This window comes from Paenibacillus camelliae, assembly GCF_023715345.1.
Taxonomy (GTDB): Bacteria; Bacillota; Bacilli; order Paenibacillales; family Paenibacillaceae; genus Pristimantibacillus; species Pristimantibacillus camelliae.
Genome location: NZ_JAMBNY010000016.1, coordinates 1 through 19117 on the forward strand (window position 1 = coordinate 1; position 19117 = coordinate 19117).

The 19117-nt window shown below is 42.6% G+C and carries 20 protein-coding genes and 1 riboswitch; of the genes, 16 read left to right on the forward strand and 4 right to left on the reverse strand.

Going from position 1 to position 19117, the window contains the following annotated elements:
* The first annotated feature begins 255 nt into the window (after nucleotides 1–255).
* The 7 genes from M3180_RS18830 (at nucleotide 256) to M3180_RS18860 (ending at nucleotide 4901) form a co-directional block, all read left to right on the forward strand.
* On the forward strand, nucleotides 256–1179 hold the full coding sequence (locus tag M3180_RS18830; protein ID WP_251670363.1) for a sensor histidine kinase: 924 nt from the start codon (nucleotides 256–258) through the stop codon (nucleotides 1177–1179).
* Nucleotides 1172–1870: a response regulator transcription factor gene (locus M3180_RS18835; protein ID WP_251670365.1), complete on the forward strand. Its 699-nt coding sequence runs from the start codon at nucleotides 1172–1174 to the stop codon at nucleotides 1868–1870. The genes M3180_RS18830 and M3180_RS18835 overlap by 8 nt, the downstream gene beginning before the upstream one ends.
* An 80-nt stretch (nucleotides 1871–1950) precedes the next feature.
* On the forward strand, nucleotides 1951–2877 hold the full coding sequence (locus M3180_RS18840) for an ABC transporter ATP-binding protein (RefSeq protein ID WP_251670367.1): 927 nt from the start codon (nucleotides 1951–1953) through the stop codon (nucleotides 2875–2877).
* Nucleotides 2870–3634 (forward strand): ABC transporter permease, encoded by a 765-nt coding sequence (locus M3180_RS18845; RefSeq protein WP_251670369.1) that lies wholly within the window; start codon nucleotides 2870–2872, stop codon nucleotides 3632–3634. Before M3180_RS18840 ends, M3180_RS18845 begins: the two co-directional genes overlap by 8 nt.
* A gap of 228 nt (nucleotides 3635–3862) precedes the next feature.
* Nucleotides 3863–4189, forward strand: a complete 327-nt coding sequence (locus tag M3180_RS18850) for a PadR family transcriptional regulator (RefSeq protein WP_285855802.1) — start codon at nucleotides 3863–3865, stop codon at nucleotides 4187–4189.
* A gap of 2 nt (nucleotides 4190–4191) precedes the next feature.
* Nucleotides 4192–4539: a DUF1048 domain-containing protein gene (locus tag M3180_RS18855; RefSeq protein ID WP_251670371.1), complete on the forward strand. Its 348-nt coding sequence runs from the start codon at nucleotides 4192–4194 to the stop codon at nucleotides 4537–4539.
* 11 nt (nucleotides 4540–4550) lie between these two features.
* Nucleotides 4551–4901, forward strand: a complete 351-nt coding sequence (locus tag M3180_RS18860; protein ID WP_251670373.1) for a DUF1048 domain-containing protein — start codon at nucleotides 4551–4553, stop codon at nucleotides 4899–4901.
* A 126-nt stretch (nucleotides 4902–5027) separates the two neighbouring features.
* Here M3180_RS18860 and M3180_RS18865 read toward each other — a convergent pair whose 3' ends face one another.
* From M3180_RS18865 to M3180_RS18875, 3 genes are all read right to left on the reverse strand, one after another.
* Complete coding sequence (locus M3180_RS18865) at nucleotides 5028–6770, reverse strand: ABC transporter ATP-binding protein (RefSeq protein ID WP_251670382.1); 1743 nt, start codon at nucleotides 6768–6770, stop codon at nucleotides 5028–5030.
* Nucleotides 6771–7006: 236 nt separating this feature from the next.
* Nucleotides 7007–8050 (reverse strand): serine hydrolase domain-containing protein, encoded by a 1044-nt coding sequence (locus M3180_RS18870; protein WP_251670384.1) that lies wholly within the window; start codon nucleotides 8048–8050, stop codon nucleotides 7007–7009.
* A 2-nt stretch (nucleotides 8051–8052) separates the two neighbouring features.
* Nucleotides 8053–8625 (reverse strand): TetR/AcrR family transcriptional regulator, encoded by a 573-nt coding sequence (locus M3180_RS18875; protein ID WP_251670385.1) that lies wholly within the window; start codon nucleotides 8623–8625, stop codon nucleotides 8053–8055.
* 243 nt (nucleotides 8626–8868) lie between these two features.
* On the opposite strand from M3180_RS18875, the gene M3180_RS18880 reads away from it, so the two are divergent.
* Both M3180_RS18880 and M3180_RS18885 read left to right on the forward strand, forming a co-directional pair.
* Nucleotides 8869–9276 (forward strand): VOC family protein, encoded by a 408-nt coding sequence (locus tag M3180_RS18880; RefSeq protein ID WP_251670388.1) that lies wholly within the window; start codon nucleotides 8869–8871, stop codon nucleotides 9274–9276.
* Nucleotides 9277–9562: 286 nt separating this feature from the next.
* Nucleotides 9563–12853: an OmpL47-type beta-barrel domain-containing protein gene (locus tag M3180_RS18885; protein WP_432806958.1), complete on the forward strand. Its 3291-nt coding sequence runs from the start codon at nucleotides 9563–9565 to the stop codon at nucleotides 12851–12853.
* Between the two features lie 125 nt (nucleotides 12854–12978).
* Here the strand turns inward: M3180_RS18885 and M3180_RS18890 are convergent, their stop codons facing one another.
* On the reverse strand, nucleotides 12979–13905 hold the full coding sequence (locus tag M3180_RS18890; protein ID WP_251670390.1) for a hypothetical protein: 927 nt from the start codon (nucleotides 13903–13905) through the stop codon (nucleotides 12979–12981).
* Between the two features lie 241 nt (nucleotides 13906–14146).
* On the opposite strand from M3180_RS18890, the gene M3180_RS18895 reads away from it, so the two are divergent.
* The 7 genes from M3180_RS18895 (at nucleotide 14147) to M3180_RS18925 (ending at nucleotide 19017) form a co-directional block, all read left to right on the forward strand.
* Nucleotides 14147–14713 carry a hypothetical protein gene (locus M3180_RS18895; protein ID WP_251670392.1) on the forward strand — a complete coding sequence of 189 codons (567 nt, stop codon included), beginning with the start codon at nucleotides 14147–14149 and terminating at the stop codon, nucleotides 14711–14713.
* Nucleotides 14714–14761: 48 nt separating this feature from the next.
* Nucleotides 14762–14805, forward strand: a riboswitch (PreQ1 riboswitch).
* Between the two features lie 155 nt (nucleotides 14806–14960).
* Nucleotides 14961–15614 (forward strand): 7-cyano-7-deazaguanine synthase QueC, encoded by a 654-nt coding sequence (gene queC, locus M3180_RS18900; protein ID WP_251670568.1) that lies wholly within the window; start codon nucleotides 14961–14963, stop codon nucleotides 15612–15614.
* Nucleotides 15615–15616: 2 nt separating this feature from the next.
* The gene (gene queD / locus M3180_RS18905; protein WP_251670570.1) at nucleotides 15617–16075 is read left to right on the forward strand and encodes a 6-carboxytetrahydropterin synthase QueD; all 459 of its coding nucleotides are present in this window, start codon (nucleotides 15617–15619) and stop codon (nucleotides 16073–16075) included.
* Nucleotides 16075–16836: a 7-carboxy-7-deazaguanine synthase QueE gene (gene queE / locus M3180_RS18910; RefSeq protein WP_251670394.1), complete on the forward strand. Its 762-nt coding sequence runs from the start codon at nucleotides 16075–16077 to the stop codon at nucleotides 16834–16836. Before queD ends, queE begins: the two co-directional genes overlap by 1 nt.
* A 38-nt stretch (nucleotides 16837–16874) precedes the next feature.
* Nucleotides 16875–17372, forward strand: coding sequence for a preQ(1) synthase (queF, locus tag M3180_RS18915; protein ID WP_251670395.1), 498 nt, complete (start codon nucleotides 16875–16877; stop codon nucleotides 17370–17372).
* 701 nt (nucleotides 17373–18073) lie between these two features.
* A complete protein-coding gene (locus M3180_RS18920; RefSeq protein WP_251670397.1) occupies nucleotides 18074–18493 on the forward strand; it encodes a YhjD family protein in 420 nt (139 codons plus the stop codon).
* Nucleotides 18494–18627: 134 nt separating this feature from the next.
* Complete coding sequence (locus M3180_RS18925) at nucleotides 18628–19017, forward strand: cupredoxin domain-containing protein (protein ID WP_251670399.1); 390 nt, start codon at nucleotides 18628–18630, stop codon at nucleotides 19015–19017.
* Nucleotides 19018–19117 lie beyond the last annotated feature (100 nt).

A 19117-nucleotide genomic window follows, 5' to 3' on the forward strand; every position in this document is an offset into this window, starting at 1 on the left:
CTCTTGGACTGAGAAGTTTAACGGACAGATACAGTCTTTTGCGGAATATGACATGAACCGCCGTGTACCGAACGGTATGCACGGTGGTGTGAGAGGACGGGGGCTAGCCGCCCCCTCCTACTCGATTGCTATAAGGATCTATAAGGATTTTCTTAGTTTAATGTTTCGTTTTGAAATAGACACCTCTCTAGTTTTATGACAGTATGGAAAATAGAAAAGAGGATATTTATTGTAGATTAGAAAGGAAGCTGGATTATGATTATAGCCCTGATCTTATTATCCACTGCATTATTAGCTCAGACGGTATATTTTCTTTACTATAAAAATCAGATAAAAGATATCGGTAATCAGTTATCTTTTATTTCTAAGCATGATTCTTTCAAATTTGTCCATATACAAGTCAGACCTAAAGAAATTTATCAACTAGTCGATATTTGCAACAGCTTGTTAAGAGGTCAGAGGGAATTAAACCAGCAATTTATTAAAAAAAATGAAGAAATCAATACGACCATTATAAGCTTGTCTCATGACATAAGAACGCCATTGACATCACTTGGCGGTTATCTTCAAATGGCTGAAAGTACACAATCTTTAACGGAAAAATCGCGTTACATCGGGCTAGCTCAAACTAGAATGAAGCAAATGGTCACATTGGTAGATGAATTATTCTTTTATACAAAACTTCAAAATCCGGAATTCGTTTTAGATTTAGATTCATTGGACGTTATAGATGTTTTGCAAAAGCGACTATTTTATTTTATTGATGAGTTTTCTCGTGGTGAGTCAGAGCCTGAATTGGAGTTGCCTGAATCGCCAATTTACATACTTAGTAATAGCAATGCGTTGGAAAGAATATTTGAAAATATTATTAAAAATTATTTCTTGCACGGTGACCGTGATCGTTCACTTTCCATTCGGTGTGAAAACGAGTCGGATAAGGTTGTTATTCACTTTACTAATCAATTGAAGCATGACCAGTCCATTCAAGCGGATAAAATTTTTACTCGTTTTTATAAAGAAGATCTTTCACGGAGCATACATTCTTCTGGGTTAGGACTTTTCATCGTGAAAACATTAATGGAGAAAATGGGTGGCAGTGTTCAGGTAAGCTTGGAAGGGAAGCAATTTTGTTTAAGTATAACTTTTGTGAAGGCTGAGAAGGAGAAGGAATATGTATGAGTTCAAGGTGCAGCAGCACCAAATTCTAATTGTTGAAGATGACGAGCATATCAACAATATTATTAAGGATGTTCTTCAAAAAGAGAATTTACGATGCACACAGGCATACTCCGGTACCGAAGCCAAGCTCATTGCAGCACGCGATCAATTTCAGCTGATTATTTTGGATCTTATGCTTCCTGGACTGTCTGGGGAAGGCTTTATGCAGTATTTGAGGGATGAACTGAAGTGCGATACGCCGGTCATCGTGTTATCGGCCAAAGATCAATTAGATCAAAAGCTGAATTTATTCGAGTTAGGTGCAGTAGATTATGTTACAAAGCCGTTTGAAGTGAAGGAGCTGCTTGCAAGAATCAATGTACATTTACATAGAAACACAAAAACGGAAAGCTCTGATCATTATCGTCACAAAAATCTTATCCTAAATTGTACCACTCGAAGTGTCGTCGTTAATCAAACCGAGCTTAATGTAACAAGGCAGGAATATCGAATTATTGAGCTATTGCTGAAAAACCCTTCTCGCATATTTACGAAGCAGGATTTGTACGAGCTCGGCTGGGACGATATGTATATGGGAGAGGACAAGACTATTACTGTTCACATCAGCAATATTCGCAAAAAAATTAAAATGTATGATGATCAAACTTATATTGATACCGTCTGGGGAATTGGTTTTAGATTAAGTCCATAAAACTTTGAACTTTCTTTACCTTTTCTGAGAGATATATTGGCATTTAGTTTGTAGACTATGTCTAACGGGAGGTGTCAAATATGACGAGCACAATCATAGAAGTTAGACAGCTTACAAAAAAGTTTAAGGCGAAAACAGCGGTATATAACGCAGATTTCAAAATAGCGAGAGGTGAAATTTTCGGATTGATTGGTCAAAATGGAGCGGGTAAATCCACTTTGCTCAAAATGATTGGAGGGCTAATTCATTCCACCTCGGGTGAGATTTATTTCTTTGACCGCTCAGAATCAAAGGACCAGTCTTTTTTTGAGAGAATGGGGCTGCTAATTGAAAATCCGGGATTATATCCTCAGTACACCGCATATAAAACGCTGCAGCTATTAGCTATCGCTTATGGGCTCAAGAGCCCAAACCAATATATTATTCACTTGTTACGACTAGTAGGCCTTGATGCTTCTGATAAGACAAAGGTAAAAAACTATTCCATGGGGATGAAGCAGAAGCTAGGTATTGCCATTGCGTTGCTTGGAAGTCCAGACGTTTTAATATTAGATGAACCGATTAATGGTTTAGACCCGCAAGGTATCGTTGAGATGAGAAAGTTAATCCTAGAGTTGAATAAGACGGGGCTTACCATTATTATTTCTAGCCATATCTTAGAGGAATTATCGAAGATCGCGACAACATACGCCATCATCCATAAAGGTAAGATCATAGAAGTTATCTCTAAAGATGATTTACTGCTTAAGTGTGAGGAACGGATCGAGCTTGAAGTTGATCATGTTGAAGAGGTGTTGCCAGTTTTGGAACAGCAGCTGAACATAAGCAATTATAGAGTCATTGATCAACAGAATGTGCATATCTACGACTCCCATATTGAAAATCATCAAATCGTTCATCTACTTGCTAGAAATCAAAAGCTGGTGCATTCCATTGTTAAGTATAAGATGAGCTTGGAGCAATATTTTTTAGAATTGACAAAGAGTGCAGGTGAATTGCATGCTTAATATATTTAGGATGGACTTGCATCGTTTTATTACGAACAAAATCATGTATATACTGCTCTTGGTTTTTTGCGCGTTTCAGATTTTCGGAATATTTATGTTTAAGCAATATGCACAGCCAATTCAAGCTGGTGGAATAGATATTAGTAAAATGAATGAGAGTGAGTTTATTCAACACTTATTCTCGCAGCCACCCTCTTGGATATTGATCTATATCTTTGTATTCTGTGTATATTTCTATTTCAGTGAATATAATTCTGGTTTTTATAAAAATTATATTACGATGAAGAAGGCTCGAGTTTACTCGGTCGTTTCAAAAATTTTGGTTCAAGCTATTTTTACGGTCTTTATGATGGTTGCTATGGTTGTATCTGATTTGATCGGCAGGGGAATCTTTTTTGATAATACTTCGATAGGTGATCTGGGGTATTTTGCAAAATTATTGATCGGCTTGTTTTTACTCCTGTGGGCTTTTTCCATCTTAATCCTATGTACCTCCATATTCACTAGAAGCATGCTTGTAAGCTTTGGTATCGCGCTGGTCTTAGTACTGAATGTGGTTGGTATGATATTCGCTGTTTTAGAATCATTGCTGGACAACGTCTACTTGTCTCAATACTTGCTAGTTAGTACAATCTACAGCACATTTGATTATAATCATGGAAGGGATTTAATTCATATCGCTAGCGTAGCGACTGTGACACTCCTGCTGTTCGCTTTTATTGCTATTCGGTTAAAAATAAAAGAGGATCTGAGGTAAAACAGGAGGAGTAGCAATCGAACAACAATCCAACTCTACATGCAACAAGCAAACCACGCCAAATAGAGGTGTGGTTTGCTTGTTGATATGCACATACGAAACTTGTTAAGGATTACATTTTTTACTTAATTTTTACTGTATGCCTATTGACTTGACTGCTACTTAGTAATACTATATAGTGGTAGTAAGTAATACTGAATACCTGTCATACAGAATAGTGAGGTGTAGATGCTGGATAACTTAACAGAAATGCTCAAAGGCGTACTTGAGGGCTGCGTACTTGAAATTATAAGCCGCGAAGAAACCTATGGCTATGAAATTACGCGGCAGCTTAACGCTCTTGGATTTCAAGATGTCGTGGAGGGAACGGTGTACACGATTCTAGTTCGTCTTGAAAAAAATAAGCTAGTAGAGATTAGCAAGAAGCCATCGGAAATGGGACCGCCTAGAAAGTTTTTTTCGCTCAACGAAGCGGGGCGTGAAGAACTGCAAAGGTTCTGGAGTAAATGGGAGTTTGTGTCATCCAAAATAAATGAGCTAAAGGAGCGGGAATAATAATGAGCTTTTGGGAAAAAGTCACAGGAAGTGACATAACTAAAGAAATGAAGGCATTTGAAACACGTGTCAAAAAGCTGCCAGCGGAATATCAAGCGGCATGGGAACAAATCAATACTCATCTATGGCAGCACTCTGATTTCACTGGTCGTAAGCTTATGCCGATCCTTGACGGTGTGCTTGGCCTGCTCGAAGAAACGGCGGCGGATGGTCAGCGTGTGCATGATGCTCTGGGTGACGATATTAAGGGCTTCTGTTCAGCGTTACTAGGCGTGGATGGTGTAAAGTCTTATCGCGATAAGTGGCGTGAGCAGTTGAACAATAATATCGCAAAAAAACTAGGTAAATAGGAGGGGTTAATATGAGCATACAAGATATGATACAAGGTAAAAAAGAGTGGCGCGCGCATATGGCGCGTGTCAAAGCACTTCCTGAAGATTATCGGTTTGTATATAAAGAGATTCAAAAATATTTCTTTAAGGTGGGACCAGTTGAATTAAACAACGGAATTGGTTTGCTCTCGGGGATTGTCGATTTATTTGAAGAAGGGGCTGCATTAGGGAAAGGTGTGCTTGAAGTGACGGGCAATGATGTAGCAGCTTTCTGTGACGATTTAATCAAAGATTCGAAGACCTACACTGATATCTATCAAGAATACGTTGATCAGGAAGTGAATAAGGCCATGAACAAGGTTAAGGGGAAAAGTAAGTAAATCGACCAATTTTTTTTATAATCTCTATATTTGTTGAATAGCTGATATAACGAGCGATCAATCTGCTTAAGCTAAGCCACAAACAAAATCGGCCCTCGTAGGAAGGGCCGATGGTTATGTTTCACTCTATACTTGGTGCTCGAATTGCTTCGCATACAGCTGTGCGTATACACCGCCGCGTGCTAGCAGTGATTGGTGCGTACCCTGTTCTGCGATCCCGTCTTTCGTTAGTACGATAATTCGCCCAGCATTGCGAATCGTAGATAGGCGATGAGCAACAACGATCGTTGTCCGCCCTTTGGCCAGTATCTCTAGCGATTCCTTAACGATGCTCTCACTTTCATTATCTAGCGAACTGGTCGCTTCATCGAGAATGAGGCAAGGCGGATTCTTCAAAAATACACGAGCGATGCTCAGCCGCTGCTTCTGGCCCCCAGAGAGCTTCACGCCTCGTTGTCCGACCTCTGAATGGTAGCCATTAGGCAGACTCATGATAAAATCATGAGCGTTCGCTTGTTTTGCTGCGGCCATAATCTCTTCTTCGGTGGCGGAGGGGTTGCCGTAACGGATATTATCTATTACGGTTCCTGCAAATAAGTAGACGTCCTGCTGTACAACCCCAATAGATTGTCTTAACGAAGACAATTCAAGGTCACGAACATTGATCCCGTCCAGCAGTACTTCACCGTCGGTTACATCATAGAAGCGGGGGACAAGTGAGCACAGCGTTGTTTTCCCGATGCCAGACGGACCAACTAGCGCTACATACTCACCGGGCTGTATATGCAGCGACAGGTTTACTAGAACATCGTCTAAATGCTCCTCGTAGCGGAAGAAGACATTCTTGAACTCTATCTCCCCGCGTACTTCAGTCATGTTTACTGTACTAGGCTTATTCTCGATTGCGGGCTTTAGGTTCATTATTTCCATAAAACGCTGGAAGCCTGTTACGCCTTCTTGTAGCTGACTACTCATGTGAGCCAATGCGCGTAGAGGCTCAGTCATAAATGTTATATAAAGCAAAAACGTAATCAGATCGGATAAATCTAGTGTCTGATTAATGATGTGTGTACTTCCGTAAATGATCACCGCAACGGTGATGAGGTGGATCAAAATTTGAAAGCCATTGTAGAATAGAGCTTCAGCCCAGTATGTCTTCTTGCGACTCTCTAGGAAACGTTCATTCTCTGCGTTAAACTTGTCGATCTCTATCTGCTCATTACTGAATGATTGTACGACTCGAATACCTGACAGACTATTCTCCACTTGCGCGTTAACATCTGAAATTCGTTCTTTGTTATGTCGCAGTGTTCTGTTCAGTCTCTTGTTAAATACCAGAGTGAAGACAGCTAGGATAGGCATAAAGCATAGAACAACGACGGCTAATGGTGCGTTGATCGAGAAAAGGATGACGAATGCGCCAACCGAGCGAATGAAATATCTCATATAGTCTTCGGGACCGTGATGATACAGTTCAGAAAGCAGCAGTAAATCGTTTGTGATGCGAGACATGAGCTGGCCTACACGTTGTTTATCGTAGAAGCTGAAGGAGAGCTTCTGCATATGAGCAAACAGCTCACTGCGCAAATCCCGTTCCATGCGAGCGCCGAGTTCATGGCCTTTATAGTCGATGAAGTGGTTGCCTACTTTCTCGATGACGATCAGCAATACCATGAGACCGCCAATCCAGTACACTTGACTCAATGCGGTCGAAAGATCGCTTTCCAGGATGTTCTTCGTAACATGCCTGACGAGCAGCGGGAACACCAGACTAAGAGCGGATACTAATAAAACGCAAGCCATGATTCCAATAAATAATGATAAATAAGGCTTATAATAAGAAAGAAATCTTTTTACAGGAAATTGCATGGATCGTTAACCCCTTTTTGTGTTTTTAGACACATATAAGGGGGGCCGTTCACAAGTTAAGAGATCGTTCCACCCTTATATGCTTGTGCGGATACCATCATTTTTTTCATGTCAATTCCTCCTTATAGGTTAATACCACCATTATAGGCAATTGTGTACAGCGTGTATAGAAAAATAATCCAACAATTGAACACTTTATAGTAAATTCCAAGAGCGGGGTCAAACGCGTAAATCAATTATGATTTCATAGACATAGCAAGTCGTATCACCTGCTGTATAGGAGTTGCTGGGTTTTCCATTTGATTGACATCTCCAACAAAAAACATATCCTTTTCGGGATAGTAAAATGCTAGGGAACCTGTTGAACCAGAATGACCAATTAACTCGCCTTTCCCCGCAAAAAGAGTAGCAAGTCCATTTAGTGGAATTCTCATATATCCAGCACCGTAATGTATGGGAAACATAGAAGCCTGCAGCCTGTTATTTACTTTTAGTTCATGAAAAACAGTACTATTAAATAACTTTCCTTTGAAGAAAGCCTTGATAAATACCATTAATTCACGAGCCGTAGAAACACAACCGCCACTTGCCCGAATGCTCCTAATTAATTGGGGACGGGAATAGGCAGTGTCCTTATAATAAACTTTCGGGATAAAATCATCCTCATTCGTGGGGAGATAAGTATTCTTAAGCTCTAAAGGGTCAAAAATTAATTGTCTATATACATCTTCCAATGGTGAATTAGTAACAATTTCAATGATTTCTCCGAGGATGTCAAAGTTTATATTGGCGTAATGAGCTCTTTTCCCCATATCTGGTGCAAAGTGTGGTTTTATTTCCTTCGTCTTAGTTATCGTTTCATCAAATTCAATGTACACATCATTAGAAAGAGCACGTAGCTTCGACTTATTGCTACCCTCTTCAATGGCATCCCTCAACCCACTTGTATGGAACAATAAGTTCGAGAGGGTAAGTCTATTAGAATAATCTTGACCTTTGTAGACGTGAAGGTTCTTTAATGTATCTTCTTTTAAATATTTTGTTAATGCATCGTTCAGTGAAAGTTTTCCTTGCTCTCTCAAAATAAAAATACAAGTGGTTGTGAGCAGCTTTGTAATACTTGCAATAAGGAATGGCGTATCTACATTCTTACCCCCGTATCCAATACTGTATGAAACATCTCCATTGGAGTTTTCTACGAGAAGAACTGATTCATGTATTTGCTTTTTCTTTGTAACCTTTTCGAAAATGTTTTGGAATTTTTGTCTTGGAATTTCCATATTCATGATTGCCTCCTATAGCGAGCAGCAACAATGATATCTGATGCTGTGCTGTCCAGTAATTCTATGATTTGTTCTTCACTAACACTGTGCGGCAATAGTCCGTTTGCGACCATAACAGATAGACCTGTCTGAAATATTCTCATTTTTAACAGAATTAGCTTGAGTTCCTCGCTAGAAAGTCCCTCAAGATCCGCATCTTCCTTCATCATCTCTACAAGGTCGTTACCCATATTTTCATCATAATCTTGAAGATGGTCGTTAGGTCTCATTACGAGATCTCTGAATAGTACACTGTAATCCTTGGCAAATCGAACGCTAGCTACTCCAATATCGTGGAAAGGGTTCCCACTGTTAATTTCCGATAAATATTGCTTGCTGATCTCCGAAACCTTCTTCACAACCTCCTTTATTAACTCATTAATATCTGTGAAATTGACATAGATGGGAGCAATAGAGCTTCCCAATTGGTCTGCTACCTTACGGATCGTTATGCCCTGCAAGCCTTCAACGCATGCGATCTCAAAAGCAGCATCGATAATTTGTTCCTTCGTAAATTTGTTTTTTGGTGCCATAATGAGCTGCTCCTTTTATTGTGAATCGTTTGATATATAACATGTGATCTATATTGATGATTATACAATATTTTCCGATTGTGTAAAGGGGTTTTAGACGACGATCATGATAGAAGGGTTGTCTGATGAATGGAGAGCTTATGCAAGAGGTTATAATCGTCATCCAAGTAGCTTTTTTTGAATCCACGAGTCCTTTTGCTATAATGAAATGGCTAGTAAACAACCATTTAAGGAGAGATTACATTGGCTTTGAATCCATATTTAATTTTCGACGGAAATGCACGAGAGGCTGCATTGTATTATGCAGAAGTATTTGGTCTTCCCGAACCACAGCTTATGACCTTCGGATCGGTACATTCAGAGCACTTACCCCCGGGAACCGAGAATTTGATCATGCACACGAACCTAGATATTGCTGGTGGTAAATTAATGATCTCCGACAATATACCAGGAACTTCTTTTCAGCAGGGGACTAACTTTACAATTGCTTATGTAAGTAACGATGAGAAGGCAATAAGAGATGCATTCGAAAAGTTAAAGGTGGACAGCGTGAGTGTAATGATGGAGCTGCAGGAGACACCATGGAGCAAATGCTACGGCAGCCTAACTGATAAATTCAACATCGAATGGCAATTCAGTCATGAAGCCTGAAAATTTGAACGTATTTTATATGAAATAGGCTGGGTAACTCCCGCCTAATAGATGAGAGTCCTGAACACTTACGTGAAGTAAGAGATTCGGGACTCTCATGTTTTAAATACAAATTCTATATAATCTCCGTAACATTTATTAAGTTAAGATTTTGAAAATTAATGCAATAAATCCCTATATTTACAAAAACTAAACCCAAGCTTGTTCATTACGATGATAGAATGAAACTGCATTCTTAGACTACGACATCATGACTGATAAAAATATCATGTTGGAGGGACAAGTGATGAATTGGAAACCGTACAAGCGCTTACTGGCTGCAGCTCTTGCAGCACTAACGTTGACGATGAGCGCGCAGGTTGTACTGGCAGAAGGACCTGCTGATCCAGCGCCGTTCATTAACGCGAAGGTTGTGAACGAGAATGCCGGTAAGAAGGTGCTATTCGACAATACGCACGCTCAGACGGCGGGTGCAGCGGATTGGGTCATTGACGGAGGATTTTCTGAATTTGGACAAGCGATTGCGGCGGATGGCTACTACGTTAAGGAGCTTCGTAAGTCAAGCCCGTTCACCTATGATGATCTGAAGGATTATGACGTATTTGTCGTTGCGGAGCCGAACATTCCGTTCAAGCAATCTGAACAAGAGGCGATGGAGCAATATGTAGAGGATGGCGGAAGCATCTTCTTTATCGGCGACCATTACAATGCTGATCGAAATAAAAACCGCTGGGATGGCTCTGAATCGATTAACGGTTACCGACGTGGAGCGTGGGACAATCCTACGAAAGGGATGAATGCAGAAGAAATTGCAGCGATGCAGGGCGTCGTTAGCTCTGACTGGCTAAGTGATAATTTTGGCGTTCGTTTTCGTTATAATGCACTAGGCGATGTAACGGCGAATGTTATTGTTGAACCAGAGCAGGCATTTGGCATTACAGATGGCGTAGAGGCTGTAGCGATGCATGCTGGATCGACGCTTGCGATTACAGATCCGACAAAGGCGAAAGGTATCGTCTATGTGCCAGAAACAAATGCAGCATGGGGGAATGCAGTTGACCAAGGTGTATACAACGGCGGTGGCATTGCCGAAGGCCCCTATGTAGCAGTAGCGAAAAAAGGCAAAGGCAAAGCGGCATTTATCGGGGATTCTTCTCCGGTTGAGGACGCATCACCGAAATATTTGCGTGAGGAGACTGGCGCTAGAAAAACGACCTATGACGGCTTTAAGGAGCAGGATGATGCCGTTCTACTGCTTAATCTTATTGATTGGCTTGCTGAGCAGGAGGACTATACGAGTCTTGCACAAGTCACTGGATTGCAGCTTGATCAGCCGACCGTTCTGCTGCCAATGGAGGAACCTTCTGCTTCAACGGAGCCTCAATCCGAGCCTTGGTCTGCTCCAGCTGCGGGCTATAAATGGTATGACAGCTCGACATTTAAGCCGGGCTCCTATGGTGGACCTGCAGCTGCTGCACAAGCGGAGTATAGCTTCTTGCATCAGTCGCAGCTGCCTACGCAACAAATCTTTCAAATTCGAGTTGTTGTAACGAATTTGCCGCCGAACACGACGGTTTCAGGCTTTAGCACAGGCATTTACTTAACGGGAGGCACTCAAATTGCTCAGTTTCAGCGAGAGGATGGAACGTGGCCGACTAGCTATGGCTATAGTACGGCATACAGCGTAACCTCTGACAGTAATGGTCGTGCGTTTAAGGATTTGACGGTTCGCCTTAATCCTAATACTACTGCAACGACGGCCAATCTTCGTTTGCGTCAGAACGGAACGAATTTATTGACACAAAGTGTTCAGCTGGCTAATGTTCCAGCAGAGGAGCTCCCTGGCGAGGAGGGACCAATCCCTGCACTGATTTCTATTGAAGAAGCACGTACCAAGTCAGTAGGCGCAACGGTTACCGTTGAGGGTGTTATTACGACGGAGCCTGGCTTGTTCGGTGCTCAGGGGTTCTACGTACAGGATGAGACAGCTGGTATATACGTGTTTCAGACGCAGAGCGGATTTCATCAAGGGGATAAGGTGAAGATTACAGCTCCACTGACGCTCTTTAACACAGAGCTGGAATTGACGGATATCGTTGCGATTGAAAAGACTGGCACCGCGGAGCTACCGACAGCAGCCGAAGCTGAGTCTATTGATGACGCGAATCAAGCTCAGCTGGTTGTGCTGCGTAATGTGACGATTGAGAACATAATTGAGGCAGCTCCAGCTGGATCCTTTGAATTTGATGCCGTTAGCGGTAGCCACACCAGCCATGTGCGTGTTGATGGGCGTACCGGCTTATCATTGACAAACTTTCCTTTCGAGGAAGGAGATATTGTAGATATTACGGGCATATCAGCCATTTTTAGAGATGTGTATCAGCTTAAGCCGAGAGGCTTGGAGGATTTTGCGGAGGCTGCAGCCTCCTTAGACGTGCTCGCACCAGTGACTAGCGCAGTATTGTCAGAGCAACCAGCTCCTGCTGCAGAAGGCTGGCATAAAGAAGCTGTAACTGTTACCTTATCGGCTACTGATAATTCAGAGGGGCCTATAACGACTTACTACGTGTTGAATGGGAGCGAAACGCTTACGTATACTGCTCCAATTCAATTAAGTAATGAAGGAATTAATCATCTATCCTATTATTCTATCGACCAAGCAGGGAACGAAGAAGAAGCAAGCAGTCTTCTTATTAAGCTTGATCTAACAGCGCCAACTGCCGTGCTGACGCAAGCTGGTGGACAGCTTGAAGACGTCTCAGTCAAGGAGACAGTCAGCTTCGAGCTTACTGCCTCAGATAGTCAATCTGGTATTGCTTCTGCTGAGCTGCTGCTGGACGGGAAGGTGATCGCAACCGGTACGGAGCTTTCAGCAGCTGATCTAGGTGTCGGTGAGCATACGGTCAGTTACGTCGTAACTGATATTGCTGGTCATCAAGCAGAGGGCAGTGCAGTGTTTAAGGTAGTAGAGGAGCTTTCCACAGGAGTACCGAGTAAGCCAGTATTAAGTCATAACAATGGTCATGCTAATGGGCTGCTAGCTGGCAGCTACACCGTGACGATGAATATGTGGTGGGGCAATAACGGCTCCGTCTATAAGCTGTATGAGGATGGCGAGCTGATCTATACAACGAAGCTGACCGATGCGTCTCCTTCAGCACAAACAGTGAAGGTGGACGTATCAGGCAAGGGGAATGGCAGCTATACCTATGTAGCAGAGTTGTCTAACAGCCACGGTACGACAGTGAGTGCTCCGATTACCGTAACAGTTAAGGATGCTGCTCCTGGTCATGCGGTGTTATCTCACAATAACTGGGATGGCGATGGCAGCTACAACATCTCAATGAACATGTGGTGGGGGACGAACGCTAGTGAGTATCGCTTATATGAAAATGGCGAGCTAATCGACACTCAAAGCTTGGCAGAAGCGACGCCGACAGCGCAAAATGCTGTTACAGTGGTGTCCGGTCGCGCGCCAGGAGTATATGAGTATCGCTGCGAGCTCGTTAATTCGGCTGGTTCTACGTTCAGCAAGACGATGACCGTTACCGTTAACAAAGCTAAACAAGCAGCATAATAAAGGCTAATAAAGAAGCAAGGAGCACGTGGACATTCCACGCGCTCCTTGCTTCTTAGCTGTAAGTTATTCAAAATAATGCGACTCAGGTGGCTATGACGCATAGTCACCTGAGTCGCTTTGTTTTATTGTTCAGATGGAAGTGTAGCTGCGTAGTGCTCAATAAATTGCAGTGCTTTCTCGGCATTTGGCGCATTCGCACGAATGCCTACAAGCAGTTTGGTGTGAGCAATTGGCAGATCCTTCGCTAGATCACTTTCGGTGAGATCAATCATATAGACGTGCTCTGGCCCAATCGGTACATTATCCTCCTGTACGGCTCCCTTGACAGCGTACTTGCTATCTACAAGATGTGATAATGACTCTACGTTATCTAGCTCAATATACATTCCTGCCTGCTGGAAAGTCCAATCCTTCATGGCCTCGTCTGCGATATAAAGATCAGGTGTTTCTGTCATCAGCATGACCATCGCCTTTTGCAAATATGCATATTGCATCGAAGGATCATCAGGGACATAAATCATTTCCGTTACGACACGCTGAAACTCTGGGAAATCAGTTAAAAATTTCTCATTCGTTGTTTCAAAGTTTTTATCATCAGTCGTATCAAAGTAATTACCGATAAATGAAATAGATAAGTCAATGGGTGGCAAGCTTGCAAGATAGCGCTTTTCCTCTTGACGATCGATAAAAGCAACGATACCGTAAATGAGCGCTATAACGAGCCCGATTGCTACGAAGGTATGAATTTTATAATAGCGCCAAAAATGATCAAGCTTCTTTGCTTGTCCAGCCATTTTTTTGTATTTGCCGTATTCCTCTTGCTCAAAAGCTTCTGTATATTGTTTCGTTTCATAATCTAAGATCGCTCGATACGCTGCCGTAATCTTATCAAAATCAAAACCATCATCAGGTAGTGTTTGACCTAGGGCAGCTTGCTTTGTTCTTGCTCTGTGCTTCCGCAAAGCCTGATCATAGCGTTGTTCAACGAGTCCTTTACTTGCAAATGGTTCAAGACCTAGCTCTTCATAGGCTTTTTTTATGTCTTCCATTCTGTCACCCCTGCATTGATTTTCATTTCCAAATTTTATAATTGGTTTAAGGTTTCTAGATTAGTATACGATATTTTGTAGTCCGATGGATGCATTATTTGAAGAATGTTTGTCGGATGTCTGAAAATGTAATCGTTTTATATAGTTTATGCTATTATTGTACGGTGCAAAATAATGTTGGTTGCATTATTATCATTACACCGATGGTAAGTGGTTTTATTAGTGAAAGGAATGGTTGTCGTTGTTGTACGATCCTGTCGTATTTGAAAATTTAAAGGTAGCCTTAGAAAATCAGCTGTATGATCTTGATAATTTGGACCAAAGAATTGTCATAACAAGTCGTACAGATATTTTGGATATGGCTGTTATGTCAAGGCGGTGGTCTCTTGGCTTTATGCTGCCTGATCGCGAGCAAAGCTGTGCGGTTAAGGCTGAAATTATATTATCCACCTCGATCGAGGAATTATCCGATGAACTACTTGAACGTTCAGGTACAAATCCAGCCTGCAGCCTGCTATTGAAATTTACAGGCAGTGTTGAGCAGCCGACGGTCGATTGTCCGCAAATCGAGCGAGTGATTGAGGAAGCCTGGAATCGAGATTTAATCCCCGTTCAGCGGTTAACAGCAACCTTTGGCGATCATGCCTATCCTATTGAAGGGGCTGAGCTGTGGGTCCCACGCTACTATGAAAATGAAATTCTTCTACCGTTCAATCGCCGAATTAATGAGGATCAGATGGAGGATTTAGAGTCATTGATCGAGCATACGATTCGAACGCTTGAAGCTTTAGACAAGATTATGCTATAGTAACAGTTGACAATTGAACAAAAGTTCTGAGCAGCTACTCATGTAGTCTCAGGAGAGGTTCGCGAACTCCCTCTATAAAAAACTAAACGGAACGATAGCCGCTATCAATGTATAGTACGGTATCGTTGTTTTGTGTTCGGTGAGTATTGCTTCTAGCAATGCTCACCGTTTTTTGTTGGATAGCTGGGGCGTACGTTGCTTGGATTTGTTATCGATTGATCATTATTGGTCAGGAGGAGTATCTATGCTGCAGCAAGAAAAAGCAGTCGTAGTTTTTAGTGGTGGTCAGGATAGCACCACTTGTTTATTTTGGGCGTTAAAAAACTTTGCCGAGGTAGAAACGGTAACGTTTCATTATGGACAGCGCCATGCCCAAGAGCTTGATTGTGCTGCTAGTATCGCGAAGGAGCTTGGTGTAAAGCACCATGTGCTCGATATGGGATTGCTTAATCAGCTTGCCCCTAATGCACTCACGCGCTCTGATATTGAAATTGAAGCGAAGGATGGCGAAGTTCCTACAACCTTCGTGGAAGGACGTAATTTGTTGTTTCTTTCCTTTGCAGCCGTGCTTGCTAAAGGAATCGGAGCAAAGCATATTGTAACCGGTGTTTGCGAGACTGATTTTAGCGGTTATCCAGATTGCCGTGACATTTTTGTAAAGTCATTAAATGTAACATTAAATTTGGCGATGGACTATTCGTTCGTTATAGATACACCACTTATGTGGCTAGATAAAGCAGAAACATGGCGTCTAGCAGATGATTTGGGGGCATTTGATTTCGTTCGTGAGCGAACACTAACGTGCTATAACGGCATCGTTGCGGATGGCTGCGGGGAGTGTCCTGCTTGTCAGCTACGTCGCCGAGGACTTGAACAATACTTGGAAAGACGGGAGGGCTAATGATGCTACAACAGCTCTATCCGCAGGTTCAGCATCCTTTTGCCTATGAGCTTAACAAGGATTTTCAGTTTGCAGCTGCACACTATGTTCCCTCTTCAAAAGCTGGAAAATGCCAGCGAGTGCATGGACATACGTATTTCGCTAACGTTACTGTAGCCGGCAATGAGCTGGATGATACTGGATTTTTAGTGAACTTTGCAACGATTAAGCAGCTGATACATGATCGTTTCGATCATACGCTACTTAATGAGCATAACGATACCTTTAATGATGAGCAGCCTGATTTTTTTCCAACTACTGAGGTTGTAGCTCGGACGATTTACGAGATTATTGCGAATTACTTGGCAACGACTGACAATAAGCCGATGTGCCTTCAAGTGTTTTTGCGTGAAACACCAACAAGCTATTGCTTATATCGTCCAGTTGAGCTGCTTCGCGAGCTGCAAGGAGGGAGCCGCTAATGGAAGCTGTTGAAGTGAAGCCGAGTGAAGCTACAACAGCTCGCGCGATTCCAGTGCTAGAGGTTTTTGGACCAACAGTGCAAGGAGAAGGGATGGTCATCGGACGAAAAACGATGTTTGTCCGTACGGCAGGCTGTGATTATCGCTGTGCTTGGTGCGACTCTGCATTCACTTGGGACGGAAGTGCGAAGGATGATATTAGAATGCTTACGTCCGCTCAAATTATTGCTCAGCTCGATGCGCTTGGTCAGGATTGCTATGATCACGTGACGCTTTCTGGGGGGAATCCTGCGCTGCTGTCGCAGCTTGGAGAGCTCATCGAGCAGCTTCATGCTAGAGGCAAGCAGGTTGCACTGGAAACCCAAGGCAGCCGTTGGCAGGATTGGTTCCTGTTAATTGATGATCTGACGATCTCGCCTAAACCTCCGAGCTCTAAGATGGATACAAACTGGGAGAAGCTGGATGATATTGTCGAAAAATTAGTAAAGCATCAGTCTCAATTTTGCCTCAAGGTTGTCGTCTTCAATGAAGAGGATTTAGCCTATGCGAAGCGGGTGCATCAGCGGTATCCGAAAGTGCCTTTTTATGTACAAGCCGGTAATGATGAGCTGGCGGAGCAGGAAGCTGCACGATTGCTGCCTTATTTGCTTGAACGCTATGAATGGCTAATTGACCGTACGATGGCAGATGCGGAACTGAATTCGGTTTATGTGCTGCCGCAGCTTCATACGTGGGTGTGGGGCAATAAAAAAGGGGTATAGTAGCCCTTAATATGTTGAGTAGGAAGGAAGAGTATCAGATGGAAGGTAGAAAACAAGAAGAACTTACAGGAATTACATTGCTTGGCAACCAAGGGACTAAGTACCCGTTCGACTATGCGCCAGAGCTGCTTGAGACATTTGACAACAAGCATCCAAATCGTGATTACTTTGTTAAATTTAACTGTCCAGAATTCACTAGTCTATGTCCGATTACAGGCCAGCCAGATTTTGCGACGATCTATATTTCTTATATTCCTGATGTGAAAATGGTGGAAAGCAAGTCGTTGAAGCTATATTTATTCAGCTTCCGTAACCATGGAGATTTTCACGAGGACTGCATGAACATTATTATGAACGATTTAATTAAGCTTATGAATCCACGTTATATTGAAGTATGGGGCAAATTCACCCCTCGCGGTGGAATCTCTATCGACCCGTACACAAACTGGGGACGTCCTGGTACAAAATATGAGCAAATGGCTGATTACCGCCTCATGAATCATGATTTGTACCCAGAAAAAATCGATAATCGATAAGCATAGCAATTATTTATTATTATTATTGTAAATACGTGACTTAAAATATCTAAGCCAGCATCGGTAATCGCGCCTGTTAAAGCGTGCACCACCGATGCTGGTTTTTTTTACATCGTATAACGCCCTCAAGGCACTGCCTCCCTGAGCCACCCACAAAGAGCTCCAAGCGGCAACCTGCTTAGTGGAAAGCGTCAGCGCTGGGCTTGTACCCCGCTTTGTACATAGGGAAGCTTCATATGTATTGCCTCCCTGAACCACCCACAAAGAGCTCCAAGCGGAGCAACCTACTCGGTGGAAAGCGCCAGCGTCGGGCTTGTGCCCCGCTTTGTACATAGGGAAGCTTCATATGTATTGCCTCCCTGAATACCCACAAAGAGCTCCAAGCGGAGCAACCTGCTCGGTGGAAAGCGCCAGCGCCGGGCCTTGTGACCCGTTTTGTACCACTAAAGTTATCATTCCACAAAACGGGTCACAAAAGCCCGTGTAACCGAGTACGGTCTGCGTAGCGTGCAAAAGCCCGTGAAACGAGCAGCGTTACGGAGCTATGCAAAAGCCCGTGGAACGAGCAGCATTGCGTAGTGCTGAAAAATGGTTGCATCTTTACACACTTCCTGCATATAATAAGAACATATGTTCGTGTTATAGTAAATGAAAACGAGGGGAACGCTGTTGGTAACGGGAGCTTGTAGGGAGGTACGAAAATGAGTATCATTAATACGAAAAGTGAGCATAGACTAGCAGCAGAGGGCAAGACAAGTTCTGCACCAGCTATACCGCTTCAGGAGCAATATGAGTCAGATGCGATAAAACAGTATGTACTGCTTGAGATGGTGCTGCGCATTATCGATCATGATGTAAAGGCAATAGGCAATTCGAAAATTAAGCTGCCGCGTTTGTACGAATCCATTCTTCGTGGAGTTCAGGATCGTGTTCTGCTTGATATGGCTGATCTAAGGCGCATGTTCCGAAAGAATGGCATTAAAATTTATGAAGAGCTGCAGGAAAAGGAAGGGCTGCTTGCCAAATACGTGTGCAGGGGCTACCACCACCAGCTGTTTATGCTGTGGGGCTTTATAAAAGTAGAATGTGAACGCGTACTGAAGCAATATATGTCTGCATAATTCAAGAAATGTTCATCATTTTGTCATAAAGATGAAAAACTTATCTAATTTAATTAGTTAATGGTTGAGAAAATTGGGCTTTGTTAGGTAATATAGGAAATAGACATTATGATATAGAAGGGGAGCACATTGTAATGCAGAAATGGATTATGTTTACTTTAGTATCGATTGCGTCTGTAATGGCTGTATGTCTATTGGCTTTCGGATTACCGGATAAGCCTGTAGATGAATCCGCTTCATTACCTGAAGGTGTATCTTTGATGAAGATCATCGCATCAAATGACTTTACCTTTAATGAAGAGGAGTTTACTGCTAACGTTGGCGATACTGTCATTATGCGTTTCTCTAACAAAAGCGGAATTCATGGAATTGATATTGAAGAATTAGGAATTAGTTTGGACAAGGATAACGCGGAAACAGAGCATACGTTTACAGAGCCAGGCGAATATTTGATTGTTTGTAACATCCCATGTGGACCTGGACACGCTACAATGACTGCGAAGCTCATTGTAACAGCAGCATAGTAGATTATAAAAGAGCCTTTCGGGGCTCTTTTTTCTTTTGTACAGCTCACCTGCTAGCTCATGTGGCAATGAGTTAGCGAAAATGAGATTATAGTTGTCG

Bases quoted from the DNA above. Each gene is read 5' to 3' on its own strand.
- M3180_RS18855 (WP_251670371.1), top strand. From the start codon at position 4,192: ATGAGCTTTTGGGAAAAAGTCACAGGAAGTGACATAACTAAAGAAATG.
- M3180_RS18870 (WP_251670384.1), bottom strand. From the start codon at position 8,050: ATGGAAATTCCAAGACAAAAATTCCAAAACATTTTCGAAAAGGTTACA.
- M3180_RS18845 (WP_251670369.1), top strand. From the start codon at position 2,870: ATGCTTAATATATTTAGGATGGACTTGCATCGTTTTATTACGAACAAA.
- M3180_RS18830 (WP_251670363.1), top strand. From the start codon at position 256: ATGATTATAGCCCTGATCTTATTATCCACTGCATTATTAGCTCAGACG.
- M3180_RS18920 (WP_251670397.1), top strand. From the start codon at position 18,074: ATGAGTATCATTAATACGAAAAGTGAGCATAGACTAGCAGCAGAGGGC.
- queD (WP_251670570.1), top strand. From the start codon at position 15,617: ATGCTACAACAGCTCTATCCGCAGGTTCAGCATCCTTTTGCCTATGAG.
- M3180_RS18925 (WP_251670399.1), top strand. From the start codon at position 18,628: ATGCAGAAATGGATTATGTTTACTTTAGTATCGATTGCGTCTGTAATG.
- M3180_RS18860 (WP_251670373.1), top strand. From the start codon at position 4,551: ATGAGCATACAAGATATGATACAAGGTAAAAAAGAGTGGCGCGCGCAT.
- M3180_RS18865 (WP_251670382.1), bottom strand. From the start codon at position 6,770: ATGCAATTTCCTGTAAAAAGATTTCTTTCTTATTATAAGCCTTATTTA.
- M3180_RS18875 (WP_251670385.1), bottom strand. From the start codon at position 8,625: ATGGCACCAAAAAACAAATTTACGAAGGAACAAATTATCGATGCTGCT.
- M3180_RS18850 (WP_285855802.1), top strand. From the start codon at position 3,863: ATGCTGGATAACTTAACAGAAATGCTCAAAGGCGTACTTGAGGGCTGC.
- M3180_RS18840 (WP_251670367.1), top strand. From the start codon at position 1,951: ATGACGAGCACAATCATAGAAGTTAGACAGCTTACAAAAAAGTTTAAG.
- M3180_RS18835 (WP_251670365.1), top strand. From the start codon at position 1,172: ATGTATGAGTTCAAGGTGCAGCAGCACCAAATTCTAATTGTTGAAGAT.
- M3180_RS18890 (WP_251670390.1), bottom strand. From the start codon at position 13,905: ATGGAAGACATAAAAAAAGCCTATGAAGAGCTAGGTCTTGAACCATTT.
- queE (WP_251670394.1), top strand. From the start codon at position 16,075: ATGGAAGCTGTTGAAGTGAAGCCGAGTGAAGCTACAACAGCTCGCGCG.
- queF (WP_251670395.1), top strand. From the start codon at position 16,875: ATGGAAGGTAGAAAACAAGAAGAACTTACAGGAATTACATTGCTTGGC.
- M3180_RS18885 (WP_432806958.1), top strand. From the start codon at position 9,563: ATGAATTGGAAACCGTACAAGCGCTTACTGGCTGCAGCTCTTGCAGCA.